The 16,384-nt window shown below is 66.9% G+C and carries 12 protein-coding genes and 3 pseudogenes; 9 read left to right on the top strand and 6 right to left on the bottom strand.

Annotated features, from left to right (window positions below):
* A pseudogene (locus KPL57_RS63990) lies at window positions 1–582 on the top strand (hypothetical protein); the annotation flags it as partial.
* A 211-nt stretch (window positions 583–793) separates the two neighbouring features.
* Here KPL57_RS63990 and KPL57_RS63985 read toward each other — a convergent pair.
* Window positions 794–1,180 (bottom strand): hypothetical protein, encoded by a 387-nt coding sequence (locus KPL57_RS63985; protein WP_226359305.1) that lies wholly within the window; start codon window positions 1,178–1,180, stop codon window positions 794–796.
* Between the two features lie 568 nt (window positions 1,181–1,748).
* Here KPL57_RS63985 and KPL57_RS63980 point away from each other — a divergent pair.
* The 5 genes from KPL57_RS63980 (at window position 1,749) to KPL57_RS63960 (ending at window position 6,799) form a co-directional block, all read left to right on the top strand.
* Window positions 1,749–3,077 carry a hypothetical protein gene (locus tag KPL57_RS63980; protein ID WP_226359304.1) on the top strand — a complete coding sequence of 443 codons (1,329 nt, stop codon included), beginning with the start codon at window positions 1,749–1,751 and terminating at the stop codon, window positions 3,075–3,077.
* Window positions 3,074–3,685 (top strand): hypothetical protein, encoded by a 612-nt coding sequence (locus KPL57_RS63975; protein WP_226359303.1) that lies wholly within the window; start codon window positions 3,074–3,076, stop codon window positions 3,683–3,685. Before KPL57_RS63980 ends, KPL57_RS63975 begins: the two co-directional genes overlap by 4 nt.
* A gap of 208 nt (window positions 3,686–3,893) precedes the next feature.
* Complete coding sequence (locus KPL57_RS63970; protein ID WP_226359302.1) at window positions 3,894–4,076, top strand: hypothetical protein; 183 nt, start codon at window positions 3,894–3,896, stop codon at window positions 4,074–4,076.
* Between the two features lie 1,884 nt (window positions 4,077–5,960).
* Complete coding sequence (locus tag KPL57_RS63965) at window positions 5,961–6,338, top strand: hypothetical protein (RefSeq protein ID WP_226353145.1); 378 nt, start codon at window positions 5,961–5,963, stop codon at window positions 6,336–6,338.
* A 74-nt stretch (window positions 6,339–6,412) separates the two neighbouring features.
* Window positions 6,413–6,799 carry a hypothetical protein gene (locus tag KPL57_RS63960; protein ID WP_226353146.1) on the top strand — a complete coding sequence of 129 codons (387 nt, stop codon included), beginning with the start codon at window positions 6,413–6,415 and terminating at the stop codon, window positions 6,797–6,799.
* 714 nt (window positions 6,800–7,513) lie between these two features.
* On the opposite strand, the pseudogene KPL57_RS73680 reads toward KPL57_RS63960, so the two are convergent.
* The 5 genes and pseudogenes from KPL57_RS73680 to KPL57_RS63940 form a co-directional block, all read right to left on the bottom strand.
* Window positions 7,514–7,699 (bottom strand): annotated as a pseudogene (locus KPL57_RS73680) (J domain-containing protein); the annotation flags it as partial.
* Entirely contained in the window at window positions 7,696–9,714 is a 2,019-nt protein-coding gene (locus KPL57_RS63950) for a TraM recognition domain-containing protein (protein ID WP_226359301.1), read from the bottom strand. The pseudogene KPL57_RS73680 and the gene KPL57_RS63950, both read right to left, overlap by 4 nt.
* Window positions 9,707–10,132 carry a hypothetical protein gene (locus KPL57_RS73675; RefSeq protein ID WP_374203991.1) on the bottom strand — a complete coding sequence of 142 codons (426 nt, stop codon included), beginning with the start codon at window positions 10,130–10,132 and terminating at the stop codon, window positions 9,707–9,709. The genes KPL57_RS63950 and KPL57_RS73675 overlap by 8 nt, the downstream gene beginning before the upstream one ends.
* Before the next feature lie 40 nt (window positions 10,133–10,172).
* Window positions 10,173–10,328 (bottom strand): annotated as a pseudogene (locus KPL57_RS73670) (disulfide bond formation protein DsbA); the annotation flags it as partial.
* Window positions 10,329–10,337: 9 nt separating this feature from the next.
* Window positions 10,338–11,636 carry an MsnO8 family LLM class oxidoreductase gene (locus KPL57_RS63940; RefSeq protein WP_226359299.1) on the bottom strand — a complete coding sequence of 433 codons (1,299 nt, stop codon included), beginning with the start codon at window positions 11,634–11,636 and terminating at the stop codon, window positions 10,338–10,340.
* 2,740 nt (window positions 11,637–14,376) lie between these two features.
* On the opposite strand from KPL57_RS63940, the gene KPL57_RS63935 reads away from it, so the two are divergent.
* The 3 genes from KPL57_RS63935 to KPL57_RS63925 form a co-directional block, all read left to right on the top strand.
* Window positions 14,377–14,745, top strand: a complete 369-nt coding sequence (locus KPL57_RS63935; protein ID WP_226359298.1) for a hypothetical protein — start codon at window positions 14,377–14,379, stop codon at window positions 14,743–14,745.
* 524 nt (window positions 14,746–15,269) lie between these two features.
* The gene (locus tag KPL57_RS63930) at window positions 15,270–15,482 is read left to right on the top strand and encodes a DUF4158 domain-containing protein (protein ID WP_226359297.1); all 213 of its coding nucleotides are present in this window, start codon (window positions 15,270–15,272) and stop codon (window positions 15,480–15,482) included.
* A 700-nt stretch (window positions 15,483–16,182) separates the two neighbouring features.
* On the top strand, window positions 16,183–16,384 hold a 202-nt coding region (locus KPL57_RS63925), incomplete at its 3' end, for a hypothetical protein (RefSeq protein WP_226359296.1).

The raw sequence follows: 16,384 nt of genomic DNA, 5'->3' as shown, positions 1-16,384 counted from the left end.
ACCGGGCGGGGCGCGTTCGGGCTGCTCGTGGCCTCCCGGTGGGCGGAGGCGTGCCGGGCCGCGCAGCACCGCGGCGAGCACCGGGCGGCGCGGCGCCGCGCGTGGTTCGACGAGACCGCCCCCGGGCGGGATGAGCGGTGGCGGGCGGTCCAGCAGCGTCGTATGGAGCGGGCTGATCGGGCGCGGGCCCGCTGGGCGCAGGCCCGCGGCCTGCACCCGGCCACCAGCGCCAGCGGCGCCGGCGGCGCGGGCGATGGGCCCGGGGCGTCGGGCCCTCGGCTGCGGCGGACCCGGAGCTGTGGGGCCGGCGGCGGCAGGCCACCCGCCCCGCCGCCGGGGCGTCGGGCGGGGACTGTCGTGGCGACCGATGATCCCGGCCTGCCCGCCCCGCCTGCGGACGAGCAGGTTCCAGCGGCCCGCCCGGCGGCGGACGGGGTCGTCGACCTCGACGACCCGATGACCTCCCCGACGCCGCCGCTGACCGGACGTGGGTCTCGTGGCGGGCACGTCCCCGTCGCCGTCTTCCGGGTCGGTGTCCAGCACGACTACTTCTACTGTTTCTGGAGGAAATGGCATGTATGAGGCCGCTGTTGCCCGGTTGATCGCCGCGGCGGAGGCGTGTGGCGTCTACCAGACGCAGCTGTCGGCGTTCACCGATCGGCTGGCCGGGACGGCTGGGGCGACCAGGTCACCGGCCCGCTGGGCGACTCGCTGTCGGGTTTGAACGCCGCCGAGGGCTTGTATCGGGGCTGGCCGAGCAGATGCGCGCCCAGGGCGACCGCGGGCGGGACGCCTACGACCAGGCGCCGTTCGTGCCGGGCCCGCACGCTGTCCTCTGAATCGGCACCTGACCAGCACACACAGACACAGAACAGAGTGGAGATGACGGGATGGCGGCATTGGACGGGGACGGGAACTTCGAGTTCGCCTCGGCGGCGTTGCGGGACGCGGCGTCGGATTGGAACAGCTGCTCGGCACCCACCGGGGCCTGGTGGACGAGTTCGAAGGTCATGGCTGGACCGGCCTCGACGGTCTCGACGGTGCGGGCACGCATGTCGGGGCGGTGATCGACAACCTCGCCCTTGCCGCGGAGCGGATCGGTGTGGGCGGGGCGATCGTGCGTGACGCCCTCACCGCCAATCACATGATCGCTCGGGCGTCGAAGGGCGTCGCTGGGCACGGACCACCGGTTGGGGGTTCGGAGTCCGCCCACACCACGAGTGGTGTGGGCGGGCGCTCCGGGCGCATCAGCGACTCCATCAGCACGGTTCTGACCAGCAGAGAAAACAGGAAGGGAGGCCGGTCATGGCCCGTTCGACGAAGCCCACGCAGACGATCACGCGGAAGACGCGGTTCGAACATGCCGCTCGGGTCGCGGCGGAGCGGGCCGAGGCGCGGGCGCAGGCCCGCCAGACCGCCCGCGGTAGCGGTGCTGTCGACGGTGGTGTCGCCGACACGACGACAGTATCCGGCGTGGGGGCGGGGGCGGCGGCGGTGTTCTGGTCGCGGTTGAAGAGCGCGGTCGTCCCGACTGGTGTCGCCTCGGCCGATGTCGCTGAGGGTCGGGATCGGGCGGAGAACGCGCGTCGGGTGCTGGTGGCGGATCGGAACCGGCGTCGTCGGTGGCCGTGGGTTCCGGCTGCGGTCGGTGGTGTGGCTGGGATGGGTGGGCACTGGCTCGGCGCCGGAGCCGCGGCAGTAGCGGATGTGGGTCCGGCGGTGTTGGCGGCCCGGCGGCGGTGGTGCCGGTGGGTGCGGCGGCGGTGGTCGCGGCCCGTTACCGCAGCGCGGTCGGGCGGTGGTGGCCCGAGCTGGCCGCCGGAACCGCCGGGGCCTCGGCCCTGGCCTGGCAGCTGGCTGCTGCCGGGCCGTCGCCGTTGCTGGGCGCGGCCGCGGTGCTCGGGTCGACGGCGGTGGGTGCCCGTTGGTGGCGGGTGCATCCGATCGGGCCGCGGACGGCGGCGTTGGCGGCGCCGGTGGTGCCGCCGCCGGCGCCGCGGGACCCGGATCTGGATGCGTTGTGTCGGGCGTGGGCGGAGACGAATGGTTCCAAGGACGGGAAGGTGGCGGGGTCGCGGTTGACCGGCCGCGCCGATGACCAGTTCACGACGAGCTTCGATGTGGTGCTGCGGCCGGGCGTGCACACCCTGGACGACCTGGTGGCGCATCGGTCGAAGCTGGCTGGGGGGCTCGGCGTCGACGCTGAGCGGGTCCTGTTCGCCCCAGGTCGGCGCGGGCCGGCGCGCAACCGGGCGCGGTTGACGATCATTCACACCGACCCGGTCGCCGACACCCGGCTGTTCACCTGCCCGCGGGTCGTCGACGGCGTCATCACAGGTGTCGGGCGCTCGATCGACGGCTCCGGTGAAGTCGATGTGCTCATGTGGGATGACGGCGGGGACGGTGCCGACCGCGGTCGTCGGGTCGACCGGGGGCGGGAAGTCCGGGGCGACGAACATCCTGACCACCGCGGCGTTGTCGACCGGTGTGCTGAACCTGCTCTATGCCGACCCGAAGGGAATTCCTCGACTGCTCTCGCGGCGCGGGCGCGGGTCGCGGTCATCGGTAAACAGAACGTGCTGGCCCTACCGCGGCTGGTGACCGCGATCCTGGCCGCGCGCGCCCAGATCGCCGCCGAGGCCGGCTCGGACCTGATCTTCCCCAGCAGGCTGGTTCCTGGGTGGATGTTCCTGCACGACGAGTACTCGTTCGTCGCGCACGATCCGAAGGTCGCCGCCCTGTGGACCGAGACCGTCAACACCGTCCGCGCCCTGGGCATCTGGCTGGTCGGGCTCAACCAGTCCCAGGGCCAGGGCGCCTGGGGCGGAGACCACGCCCGCTCGGCGTTCGCCTCCCAGGTGATCGCGTTCCGCACGAACTCGAAGTCGTCCTCGGACCTGGTACCCGGCCTGCTGTTCGACCCGGCGGAGCTCCCGCTCAATGATGGGGCGCGCGGCGCCCGGTGCCCGGGATGGCTGTGCACGCCCATTTGGATGCCCCGGTGCGCTGGGACTGGCTGCCCAGCGACGCGGACGCGGCCCGGATGGTCGGTAAGGGTCTGCCGGCGCCGGAGTTGACCGCCTCGACCGCGTTCGACCGCTACTTCAACCAGCCGGAGCTGCATCCACTCGACGCGGCGGCGGTCACCAGCGTCCTCGGCCCGCCCGTGAACGGGCGGTGGCAGGTCGGTGGGCTGGGCGCCACCCACACTCTCGGCGACGACGACAGCGGCGCTGGTGGAGCCGCTGTCGTCGTCCCGCCCGGTCGGGGGGGCCGCCGGGCTCCCTGGGGGAGCCGCGGCGTCGAGGCCGGCGGCGAGTCTGCCGCTCCGGTGGAACCGGCAGAGGTGGTGTTGTCCCCGGTGCAGGCCGAAGTCCTCGCCCTCATCGCGGCCGGGACGGCGACGACCGGGGCGTTGGTCGATGCTGTGACCGCGTCGAAAGCTGCGGTGCATGACGCGCTGGATGCGCTGATCGGCTATGGCCGGATTATTCGTGTGGTGCGGGGTCGTTACCAGGTTGTCGACCTTTCTCGGCGCGAGGAGAACTCGATGGGTAACGACGGGGATGTGGAACTGGAGGGTGGTGTGTTGAGGGTGGTGGGTGAGCTCGTCGAGTGTGAGGTGTGCGGCGACGACATCTGTCCTGGGCGGGCCTGCCCGCGTTGTGAGCGGGAGGTCGGGTGAGTCCCGAGAATGGCGTTAGTCGCGGCGTGAAGGTGGTTATCAGTACTGTGTTGTCGCGTGGCCGGGATTTGCGGTATGTCGTTGTCGATGTCGCTACCGGCGAGGTTATCGATGACGCGCAGGGTTACGGCTATAGGTCGGCGCAGAACGCGCATCGAGCGCATGGCTACACGTCGTTTCGCCGAAGAAAAAGAAGCAGCGGGCCGCGGTGAAGCTGAAGGTCAAGGATTGGTGTGCCGCGCATCCGGCGTTCATGGCTGATGTCGAGAAGATGGCGTTCTATGCATTGAAGGACGGTGAGTCGCTCACGCGCGCCGACGTGAATCGGTTGCTGGTAGATCACGGCCTGGAGTTGCCGTTCAGTGTCGGGGTTTTAATGCGGTATTGGTGAGTTGTTTCTGTGTGCGGTGGTGAGCCGGGGAGAGGGCTGCGGTCCGGGGTTGGGTGCCGCGTTTCCTGCGGGGGTGGATAGTTCACTCTGTCGGTGCTGCGGGTTTCGCGGTGGCGCTCGTTGTGAAGCGGTATCGGCCAGTTCGTTGGCAAGTCGATCCGGACCGCAGCCCGCCTTGGGAGGGCGAGGACGGGAAGCGACGCAGCAGCGTCTTTTTTCGGTACTGAAGCAGTGTTCGTGCTGAGACAGTGTCTTTTCTTGGCGGTCGGTGCTTGGCTTCGCGGCGGGCATGGTCGTTTCCCGGCGTTCTTGGTGCCTGCCCTCCCAGGGCCCCGGCAAAGTCGTTAGATGATCTTGTGGCGAGCCGTGACAAGCGGCGCAGCTGCGCCGCCGCTCGGCGCTATAGCTGGTCCCGGGCAGGTGCAGCGCGGCAATCAGAAGGCCGCGTGGGGCGACTACCGCCGCCTATCGCGACTTTGCCGGGGCCCTGCCTGCCCTCCGGGGTGTTGACGTGCTGGCAGATGTCCGGCCGTGGCGGTGCTGGGGGGCGTGTCGGCGGCGCTGAGGGGCTTTGATGCGGCTTTGAAGCGGCTGGAAGCTCCTGGGAAGCGGCGTTGAGGGTTTTCTGCTGATGGGCGAGGCCGTTTCGCTGGTGTGACCTGCTGGTCTAGTGTGTCGGGCTGGGGGCCGGGCCCGACACCACCCCCAGCCTGCTTCGCTGACGGCCGGGGGTGGTGTCGGGCCCCGGCCCCCCAGCCCGACCGGGTCACGGAGTGACCCCAGTGTTCTAGTACGAAGTTCAATGCCTTTAAAAAAGCAAGGTCAAGGTCAAAGTCAACAGACTGTGGGGATGGTGGTGGTTGGGTTGGGTTGGGTGTATCTGTTCGTAGGTGGGTTGTTCGTCTCGCTGCGCATCGGCGTAGTCAAATCCTCGGTTTATCGGGGTGGTCGGGTTGGGTGGTGATCTTTTGCGGCGGGTGGGGTTGTTCGTCTCGCTGACGCCTCGGTGGTGTGCGATGTTGTTGGTGGAATATTTCGGATGGGTAGCAGGAAAGGGTGGTTGTGGTGTTGGGTGAAGTCGGTGAGCGGGTGCGTGCGCGGCGTCGGGATGCGGGTTCGGTGGTGTTGACGGCGCGGGATACGGGTTTGTTGGAGATTGCTGCGCATCAGTATGGGTTGCCTCTGGATTTGTTGTCGAGTGTGTTGGGGGTGTCGGCGCAGGCGGCGCATGCGGTGGTGGGTCGGTGGCGGCGTGCGGGGTGGGTGTGTACGGGGAAGGTGGATGCGGGGGCGATGTGGGTGTGGCCGTCGCGGACGTTGGTGCGGGAGTTGTTGGGTGGGATGTGCCGGGGTGGCGGCCGCGGCAGACGGTGTCGGGGCATGTTCGTGCGGTGGCGGCGGTGCGGTTTCATCGGGTGGGTTTGGATGTGGGGCGGTGGGTGTCGGAGCGGACGTTGCAGCATTTAACGGGGTGGCGTCCGCGTGGTGTGCCGGTGCCGCATATGCCGGATGGGGTTGAGGTTTTTCCGGATGGGCGGCGTGCTTTGGTGGAGGTGGAGTTGTCGCGGAAGACGCGGTCGCGTTATTTGGAGTCGCCGCCGAAGAATGGGGAGGCGGATATGGTGGCGGGTTTGTTGTCGTCGGTGGTGGTCGTGCTCGGGAGTTGGAGTGTGTCGGTGTGATGTATTGGTGTGCGCCGAATGTGTTGGGGCAGGTTCAGGATGTTGCGGGGGAGTTTGTGGAGCGGGACCGGGCGCGGCGGGCGCGGGCTCGGGATCCGGAGGCGTTGGCGCCGCAGCTGAAGTGGGCGATCCGGGACATCACCGAGGTTCCGTGTTGGGAGCCGGGGCCGCGGCGGTCGGCGCGGTAAGGACGATGAGGCCGGTGGGCGTGAGCAGGGTGTTGGTCGTCTGTCGTCAGGATTTCGATCTGCCGGGGAAGGACCTTCCCGGGGCGGCGGAGGTCCTGGGTGAGCACTTCATCGGGCTGTTGTGGCGTGGTGTGCTGTCCCGTGCGGTTGCTGCGGTCATTCTGAATCCGGCTCGTCACGGCCATGACCGTGACCTGCTCAGCGTGGAGATCGACGTCGTCGCCCGTAACCATGTCGCCGGGCTGGCGACCGCGCTGAACACGATCCGTGACGGTTTCCGGCTTCTCCCGGTCGCGTTGCCTGACCGGTTCACCGCCGCCGAGGTCGAACGTCTCGCCAGCAGGGTCGTCGGCGCCGACGGCCTCCAGACCAGCACCCGCAAGATCGACTAGCGCGGCATGAATCGGACTATCCTGGACCTGGACCTATGGGGGGTGCGCTGGTGGCGAAGAGTTTTCATTGCGTGATGCAACTCCTTGAGGTGTCGCCGCAGGTCGCGACAGCGATCGCGGCGCCGTTACGGACCGCGATGCGCCGCCAGCAACGCGAGCACAACGGGAAGCTGGTCGGGACGAAAGCCGACCTCGTCACCGGTCTCGGTGTCGGCCTGGCGACGGTCGTGATCGCTCGGTCCCCGCAGACCGCGATCGGTTTCGCCGCCCGGATCGCGAAGACCGCGTTCGGGCGGCTCGCCGCCGATCCGACGGTCTGCTATGACCTGGACATGAGCATCGCCCAGGTCGAAGGCCTCTATGCCGCCACCGCGGCCCCGGCGTGGTTGGCCCCGGGGGAGTTCCTCGGCTGGCGAGAATGCACCGACCCGACCTGCCCCGACCACGAACAGACCGGATGAACCAGCAGCAGCTACCAGGCCAGGTACGTCAGATCGGTGCCGGTTTCGGGCGTCCCACGACCGTCCGGCTCAGCATCGACGTCCCCGCCGACCTTCATCAAGCGTTCGGGGCGTGGCGGTCGCAGACCGCGCTCGACCTCGGTCGTGGCGTGGTGAGTGTGCAAGACAGCCCGTCCCGGCTGGTGAAGCCCGACCGGGCAGGGCCGCGCCCGGCTCCACCCCGCTACGGCTACGGCGCCCGCGGGTTCCCGGGCGTGGACAGGTAGCGCCGGGCTGGGAGCGGATCACGACCGGCGCCGGTCCGTCGTCGGGCATCCGGTGACCTCGTCGGACACACACGACGACCGGTTGAGGCTATCGTCGCTGGTGGCGGGCGCCGGAGTTCCTGTTTCGCGGTCGGAGTAAGCGCGGTCTGGACGGCGCCCGCCCCACAGTCAGGGACCGCTTACCGGCGAGCGGGATTCAGCGTGGGCGGCGGCCAGGTAGACATGGTGGGCAGCCGCTACCGCGCCCAGCAACGCGACCATCGCGGCCACGACCGGCGCGGCGACCAGGGCGACACCAGCGGTGAGGACACCGACGGCAGCGAGCAGCCCGAAAGCCCGTAGGAACAGAAGCCCACCGATGGCCGCGCCGACGCGCGCGCGGCCCCGCCGGCCCCGCCGGTGTCGTCGTGTGTGGAGTTGCTCGCGGTGGCGCTGGTGGTGTGGTGAGTAGTTCGTAGGCGCTGGTCAGGGCGATGAACCGTTCCGGGTCGCCGCCCCGGTCGGGGTGGTGATGGCGGGCGGCGGCCCGCCACGCGGTCCGTAGCAGCTCAGGTGAGGCGCCGGCGGGGACACCGAGCAGCGCCGCGGCGGCGGCCCGCGCCTGTTCAGGATGGACACTCGGGCTCGGGCTCATCGTGGGTCCTCGTTGCTGGTGTCGTGTGTCCAGTCGTCCCCGGTCCAGTCCGGGGCCTGGCCATCTCCGCCGCCGGTGGCCCGGGCGCCGTTACCGGTCGTGGTGCCGGGTCGGCGGAGCCGCCGGTTGATCGCGGCGGCCTGGCCTGCGGTGAGTCGGCGCCGGGACAGTGCCGGGCCGTTGGTGGGTGCGGTCCGCCGCGGCGAGCCGACGATCGCGGGCGAGGCGGCGAGTGGGGCGACGACGCCGTAGATGACCTGGTCGGGTGTGGCGTAGGCGAGGTGGTGGCGGGGGAGCTGTCGGAGCCGGTTCGGGTCGAGCAGGTAGGTGTGCTGGCGGCGCACGGTGCCGACACCGGTCATACGGCCACCGTCGAGTTGGTAGCCGACTTCGTCGACCAGCCGCGTCCCGAACCGCTCGGCGAGTTGTTCGGCGTTGCTGGTGCGGCCGAGTAGGGCGCCGCCGCCCATCGCGCCCAGCAGGCGGCGGCGTTGGTCTTCGGTGTCGGCGAGGCCTTCATAGGACTGGGCGGACACGATGACCGAGCCGCCCAGGGAACGCAGCCGTTCGACGAGGTTGATGACGTCACCTGCGGTGTCACCGGAGACCGCGGAGAACTCGTCGATGACGAACAACACCTGACGGCGTTGCCCGTCGTGAGCGACACCGAGTTCGTAGGTGAGCAGTTCGATGAGGACGGCGGTCTTCGTGGCGGCGACGACCTGGTCGGTGGCGCCGGGGACGGAGACGTAGAGGGCGTCGAAGTCCGACAAGGGCTGGCCGGCGTCGAAGTCGCCGACGATGCTGCGGAACAAATCCGCGAACAGCAACAGGTCGCTGTCGAGCGATGAGGCGCCCGCGCCGCCGCCGGTGGTCTTGGTCAGGGCGGCGATGGCGCGTTCCTCGACCGGATGTCCCGCCCACGCCGCCGTGAGCCAGGCCGGGTCGAGGCGTTGCAGGAACTCCGCCGACGACGCGGGTGGCTTCTCGGTGGGTGCGTCGATGATCAGGTGGAGTAGGCCGCGTTGCAGGACGTCGTAGAAGCGGTGATCGGTTTTCGCGAGTTTGTGTAGGGCGGCGCGGAGCTGGGTGGCGGGCATGCGCCACATGTTCAGCCGGGTCTCGAACGGGAACACGCCGATCCGGTCCGGGTGCAGGCCGAGGTCTTCCATCGCGTCGGCCCATTCGTGGGCGTCGGTGTCGGCGTCGGGGCCGCCTTTCGCGGCCAGGAAGATCACCAACGGCCGTGATCCCGCAGCGCCGTGCTGTTGCTGGTTGTAGGCGGTCCAGGTGATCTCGGCCCAGCTGGCTGAGCAGCGCACCAGCATCGTGGTCTTCCCGGCGCCGGTCTCGGCCAGGCAGACAGTGTGGAGGGCGATCGCGGGCATCGGGACCTGTAACCACGGCGCGGCGCGCCGGCGCAGGGTGTCGGTGAGCAGGTCCGGCTGGGCGCGGACGGTGTCATAACGTGGGCCGAGGACAACCGAGGGTGTGCCGGTGCGGTCGGTGTGGGCCAGCGGGATGCGCTCGCGGCGGGCGCGGCGGGCCGCCGCACCGGCGCGGATGTGTAGCTGGCGGCGGACGTGACGTTCCCCGGCGGCCTGGGCGACACCGGACCGCATCCGCTTGGTGTAGAGGTGCCACCACACCCAGGACGTGATCGCCACCAGAGGGGCGGTCGCCGCGGCGGAGTCGATCCCAGCGTGCAGGTAGTGGCCGTCCCATGCCTGACGCACCGCCGAGGCCGTCAGCTCCAGGCCCCACCAGGGCAGCATGCCGACGATCGGCCCGGCCAGCGCCGCAGCGGCCACGACGACCAGGGCGAGGTTGCGCAGCCGGCGCGGTTCCCAGCCACGGGCCCACGCCCACAACACCAGCACATGCCCGACCACCGTGGCGGGCACCACGACCGCCGCGACCGCCACGAACACCTGACCCACCGTCACCGAACCGAACAACGGGATGTCCGGAAGGTCCGGGGCCCGCGCCGCGAGCACCTTCGCGAGGTCACTCATCGCTGCTCGTCGTTCGGGTGCGCTTGAGTTCGGTGAACTCCGGGTGCGCGATCAACGTCGCGACCGCATCGAAGATCGCCGCGCCACGTGCAGTGTCGGGGACGGTGGTGAGGACCGGTCCGAAAATCCCTGTCCCGTTGATCCGCACGATCGGAGTGCCGACGTCCTCACCGACCCCGTCCAGGGCAGCGTGGTGGCTGGCGGTCACCGCCTCGTCCCAGACCTGGTCGTCCGCGGCGCCGTAGAGGGTCATGGCGTCAAGGGCGGCGAGTGTGTCGCGTAGGACGGTGTCGCGGGGACGTTCCCGCAGGTCGTGATAGCGGTGACCGAACTCGTAGAAGTAACGGTGACGGTGCTCGGGCCCGCGGGTCGCGGCGATCGCTTCCGCGACCCGGACCGGGCGCCACGCACTCTCCATATCCCCGCGTCAGCTCCAGCGGATCGGCCGGGTCCTGATTGAGCACAGCGAGGGACATCGTCCGGAAGTCCAGGTCGAGAGGGCGGGCGCGGGCGACGTCTCGTAGCCACTGGGACGTGACCCACGCATACGGGCACACCGGATCGACGTAAGCAGTCACCACGACTCGGCCTTCGGCCGGAGTATTTAACGGCATTTTGGTGCGTCACAGTCCTCTCATGGATTCTGCAACTAAAGAGTAAGATCTCAACCGATCTTCATGATCAAAGATGGGTGTAGAGATGATGAGCTCGTTTGCCTTCGTTCTGTCACGCAAGCCAGTGAGTTGTTCTCGAACGGCGGCGATGTCGCCAACACAGTATCCTTCGGTTGCACCTTCGAACGCCTGACGTTCCGCAGCGCTTCGCAGGGAGAGGCCAGCGGCCTTGTCGGGGTGTGGCAGGTGCATCCTTTCTTGATGAATCTTTCGGCGCATAACTTTCATTCGATGGGATCCCGCGAGGTACTGAGCAGTAGCAGTATCGCTCGCAGCAATAACTCCCACCGATACTGCTACATGAGGAGTCCATTCGTTGTCTTTAGCCGCAGTCTCGTGGTAGGCGGCGATCGCTGAATCCATCGCCGCGTAGTGCAAGTGTCCACCGAAAGCATATGCAAGCCGGAGCTCTGCTGCCAGTTGAGCACTTTCAGGATTGGTCCCTAAGACCCACATCTGAGGCTGGTGCCCAAATCCCGTGACTGAGCGTACTCCGTTGTGGTACTGATTAGCGAAGTAGTTTTGCAGATTCTGCACTCGGAGCTTGAACGATTCGATATCTTGTGTTCTATGCGGATTGATCGCTGAAGCAACAGCTGCGGGCCCACCGAGTGAGCGCCCGAGCGCTAAGTCGACTCGCCTTGGATGCAGCGCTTCAATAGTTCCGAATTGCTCCGAGATGACGAGCTCTGGATGATTCGGTAGAAGAACGCCGGCGGCTCCTATCCGAATACGCTTTGTTTGGGCGGCTGCTGCCGTGCACACGACAGCAGGGGCGCAGCTCGCGACAGCTCGCATCCCGTGAGTTTCTGCTGTCCAATAGCGGTGGTAGCTGTGTCTATCGCCGAAGCGGGCTAATGCGATCGAGTTCTGTAAAGTTTCAGCTACCGTAGCCCCTTCAACGATTGGCGCAGTGTCGTGGATTATCAGGTTAGTCGTACTCGGCAAAGCGCTCCCCCAGGGACTCTGTGGACATTTTCTGTAAAACTCCGAGATTAGACAATTCGCGAGACAACTGAGCCATCCACTGGGTCCGCTCCTCGGGGAGCTGAACTCGGGCTCCCATCGTGGAATTTCGTATCGATAAGTGAAGTCCGCCTCGTCAGGGTCCACCCAGCGCGCCGCTTCGATAACACGCTTTCTAGTGAGTGTCTGCGCAATCTGCGACTCCACCGATTCGGCAGCTGTGATCGAGCCACGGGACCAACTGGCTAGATAGGAGAGCCCGTCAGAGATTTCGTCCTGCATCCGAGTGAGCGGTGCGGGTTGACTACTCAGCCGCTCATCGTGGGGAACATCCTTAAGTTCAATATGTGGAAATTCTGCCACTATGCATCTCCACAAGAAGAGATGTCAGCGTGCAAGTCCCGACTTGTTCGTATGTGAGCTCTCGATGCTTGAAGACGACGACAGAATGTGACTATCGGAATAATTGCGAATGCGGACGCCAGGATGATCTGTCCGCTCAATCTAGCTGTGTTGTACCAGTCGCGCATCGCTGGCCAACGCGACCCTGGGTACACGATGTAGAGTATCTGGCGGGTCAGACTGATTGCACTCATAGCCGCCATCAAGAAAACGCCTACCACTACACCGAGACTTGCGTGACGCGTCCATGTGTGAGCGATCGGGCGCCTGTAGGCGATCGCTCGGCGGGTCCCGATAAACCATGCAACAATCGGATAGATAGTCACGCCGGTGTAGTAGATAGCGTTACGTAGGGTGCGATGTGATTCAGGATCTCGCGGTTGCTCCCAGAACCCAGGTGGGCCATCCAGTAGAGCAACCAACGCCGGAACAAGGAAGCAGAGCCAGATCACGAACTCGACCCCTGCTTGCCGGTAAATGTAGTCTTTTGGCGTGTCTCCTGGTTTGGGTCGTTGGCTCGGCACAGCATGAAATATACTGAGTAGCTATAGAACATGAAGCCCCAGGCGATGTTGCTAAAGGAGACAACGCTGAGGGCTTCTTTTAGCCTCTCGAAAACTGGGAGATCGATGCCGTCGCGAGAGTAAACCCAAGGACCGTGATGGCTGCGACAAGTAACCGGAAGGCTACGTCGTGCGAATACTGTCGCAGCTGCACCCAGTACCATACGGCGAGGCCGCTCACCAAGGATGCGGTGATTATTTCGAACCAGAACTTCATCGGTTTTTCCAGCTGAACGGGGTGAGTGAAGGCCGAACGGCTTCGCACGCGGCGGTCACGCTGCCGTTCAGCGAGAGTTGTCTGCGTACTCGTTCAGCTGAGGTCGGAGCTGAGCTAGACGAACCAGCTCGTCTGCACAAGTCTCAGCCTGCCATTCACATAGTTGCGAGTAGCGGCCATCGTCAGGAACGGTATCATCGTCGCCAATTAATGATCCGCATATCAGAGGGGGGCTCCCTGGATCGGTGTGCCCTAGGTAGGAGTGCATGGACTCATGATAAATGATTCGTTCCTGTTGGGGCACTGGCGCTCGGTAGTCATGTAAAACGCGATCTCTGCGTTTTCCAGGAAGCAGATGTCCAATCGCGGTGACCCACCCTAAGTCGCGGGCCTCCACGCTGATTACGCGCCCACGTTTCTCGCTAAGGCGATGGCAGAACTGCCATGCAGTGAACGGTGGAACGAGGCCCAGTGTTTTCAACAGCTCACGACAGAGCTGCCGCAGCTCTTCTTGGGTCGGACAAATAAGGCCATGCTGCCACCGCTTTATGTCAGGCCATTGAGTGCTGTCATCACCTGAACGGCAGGATATGAAGGCGGCCTTGCCGCTCTCGATTGGCGCGTCAGGAGCCATCGCGCGAGTCTTGATCTTCCTCAAGCAATGCCTCCGTGAGTGCCCTCATCATCATCGCTCGATGTTGCGGCGCGGCGCCAGACCCTCGGTGAGCAAGTCGAGTAATTCCAGATTTACGTAGGGCCTGCTGGAGCTCAAGCGCTGCCTCCCGTTCCTGCCTTCTCGCCGCTTCTTCAGCGGCCAGCGCACTGCGAGCCGCCGCCTCTCGACGCCCCAGCTCTCGTTCGTCTTCATCCGTGTCCGAGTCAATTAAATATCCAACTCGAACATCGAAGAACCAAGCCAGCGCCCCCAGGGTCTTGCTAGTCGGATTCGTTTTTAGTCCTCGGCGGAGCTCACTGAGGTGCGACTCGGATATATCGAATCCGTTTGAACGACAGATCGATACGACCTCATTATTTCGCCACCGCCGATTCAAAGCCCGGGGTGGCCGGTTCGCCTCAAAGAGCCTGTCCAGTCGCCGGGCTAGGCTGCCTGTCTCGTCCGACTGATTTTTCTCACTCCTCCTCCTCCTCCTCCTCCTCTGCTGCCGGTGGTGGGTCGACCGAGGGGTCGGCCAGCTCATCGCGGGCGAGTGGAAGAGGCAGCGCCCAGACAAGGCCCCGCTGATGGATGCCATGAGGGGTGCGGTCCGGAAGCCGCTGGTCCGAACCTAGAGCGTAGCGGAGTGTCAGCTAGAACAGCTAGAACGAAGATTGTACGGCTGGTCTGTTGCAAAATCTTCGATGTCATGGTGTGCTGGCGCGCCGGGCGACGCCAGCTGCTCCGTCAACACGTGGCCGTCTGAGGCGGGGATGGTGCCCACAAGACAGTGTTCGTAGTCAGCTTGATCGGATGCAGAAGGAAGGCCGTGATGCCTCGTCGGTCTCGCCCCGAGCCAGGAGCTGCGGCGGATTCCGCTCCGTGGCAGGTAGCCCCGGGGCTCGCTGCCCGGGACCGCTTAGGCCCTCGACCAGCGACAGCATCGGTATACGCCATTACCTCGCGGCGCTCGCAAGCGGTCCGGACGGCCGGGCCGTACCAAACGCCTGTTGCTCCCTGTGGCTCTGCGACGCCAGACGCCGGTGAACATGTCGAGCTCGCGACCCCGGACATCAAGTTCGACGAGGAGATCCCGCTGCCAGAACCGCAGGCCCGCCCGGACGCTCACTTGTCCGTGCGGCCGCTGGGTCGTCGTTTACGCGGTCGGTGCGGTCGTGGGAGCCGGTGTCGGATGTGGAGGCGTCGGCGTTCGCCGGCCGCTTCGCCTGCGATTTCCAGTCGTTCGATGAGGACGTGCCGTGGCGGCGGGCCGAGGTCCTGCGCGAAGTTCTCGCGGACGCGCAGGCGTGTACGTGGGGCTGGGCCGGTGCGGGCCGTCAGCGTGCGGATTCCCCGTTGCCGGGGCGGTTGTATCGGCGGTCGGACACGGTGGTGTTCGTCGAGGTCGTCGTCCGCGCCACGCCGTATGTCCGCGTCGACACCGCCGGCGCCGGGCCTGTCGATGGTTCGGAGGTTGGGGAGGTGGCGGCGGTGCCGGGGATGGTCGGGCGGTCGTGTGTCCGCCGGAGACGGCCGCGGCCTGGGCGCTGGTGAGGCGTGCTGGGTGCGGATGACGGTGCCCGTCACACGTGCTCCGGAGGACGGTCGTCTGGTCGTCGATCCCGGTCTGCTCACCGGGACCACCGGTAACGAGGTGGGTGACCGGTGAGCGCGAGTAGTAACCACGTGCCGCCGTCGGAGACCTCGACATCGGACAAGACGCCGTCGTGGCTGACCGGAGATGCAGCGGCGTGGGCGGTTCCCGGTACGCCGACCGCGGCCGAGCCGCCGGCGGCCGGAGCATCGGGTCCCGAGGATCCGGGCGAGCGGCCGGCGCGCCCAGCGGTCGAGACGCCGGAACCAGCGGCACCGCCGGCGGCGTTCTGGAGCACCGACACCACCGAGTCCGGCGATGGCTCCGCACCTGGTTTTTCTGATGGTGGTGCGTTCGCTGATGTGGTGCGCCCGAAGTTGGGGTGCCGGTAAGGATCGTGTCATCAGCCGCAAACGAGCGCTGGGGGCTTGACCCTGAATCTCTGGTCGCGGCGGTGTCCGGGGGGTGGGAGTAGCGTCCGTGCGTGGCGCGTGAGCTGGGTCAGGACGAACTGATCGATCGGTGGACGCTGGTCGAGGCCGAGCTGGCGATGGTGGCCGGCAAGCGTGGCGCGACGCGGCTCGGGTTCGCGGTGTTGCTGCGCTTTTACACCGAGCACGGCCGGTTTCCCCGCAGCCGGAGCGAGATCCCCGACGCCGCTGTGGACTACGTGGCCGGCAGGTCGGTGTGCCGGTGACCGAGCTGGCGTTCTACGACTGGTCCGGCCGCACGATCGAGTTCCATCGCAGCCAGATTCGCCGGACACTGGGGTTTCCGGGAGTGCAGCGTCGCCGACGCCGACAAGCTCACCGAGTGGCTGGTCACCACCGTCACCCAGACGAGCGCGGCGCTGAACGTGTCCGTGACCAGCTGCTGGACCGGTGCCGGGAGGAACGTATCGAGCCGCCCACGGCGGCCGCGTCGACCGGATCGTGCGCTCGGCGCTGCACCGCGGCGAGGAGCTGCTGTTCGCACGGGTGGCGATCCGCTTATCCGAGGGCGGTGCGCGTTCGGCTGTCGCCTTGGTCGCGGCCGGTGCCGATGACGACGGCCAACCCGGCGGGGACGGTGACGGGCCGGCGGTGCTGGCCTCGATCCGGTCCGATCCGGGCAACGTCAGCCTGAACACGATGTTTCGACCGAGATCGCCAAGCTGGAAGCGGTACGGGCGGTCGGCCTGTCAGCCGGCGTGTTCGCCGACATCGCCCCGAAGGTGGTCGCCGCCTGGCGGGCGCGGGCGGCGGTCGAGGCGCCCAGCCACCTGCGCGGACACGCGCCTGAGGTGACGCTGGCCCTGCTGGCGGCGTTGTTGCCACTGCCGGGAACGGAGATCACCGACACGCTGGTCGAGCTGCTGATCTCCACCGTGCACCGGATCAACGCCCGCGCGAGGTCCGGTGACCAAGGAGCTGATCAAGGAGTTCAAGCGGGTCACCGGCAAGGAGAAACTTGCTGTTTCCGTGGTCGCCGAGGCGACCGTGAACGCCGGCGACCAGCTCGTGCGCGACACCGTGTTCCCGGTCGCGCCGCAGGCCGTGCTGGCCGACCTGATCGCGGAGTTCAAGTCCTCCGGGCCGACCTACCAGCGCACCGTGAAGG

This window comes from Pseudonocardia sp. ICBG601, assembly GCF_020496245.1.
Note: the sequence above shows the minus strand (reverse complement) of the source record. Positions and strands in the feature narration are given on the sequence as shown.

What these genes read in the sequence shown, in the direction of transcription:
- KPL57_RS63960 (WP_226353146.1), top strand. Translation starts at nt 6,413, where the DNA reads ATGCAACTCCTTGAGGTGTCGCCGCAGGTCGCGACAGCGATCGCGGCG.
- KPL57_RS63950 (WP_226359301.1), bottom strand. Translation starts at nt 9,714, where the DNA reads ATGAGTGACCTCGCGAAGGTGCTCGCGGCGCGGGCCCCGGACCTTCCG.
- KPL57_RS73675 (WP_374203991.1), bottom strand. Translation starts at nt 10,132, where the DNA reads ATGGAGAGTGCGTGGCGCCCGGTCCGGGTCGCGGAAGCGATCGCCGCG.
- KPL57_RS63940 (WP_226359299.1), bottom strand. Translation starts at nt 11,636, where the DNA reads ATGCAGGACGAAATCTCTGACGGGCTCTCCTATCTAGCCAGTTGGTCC.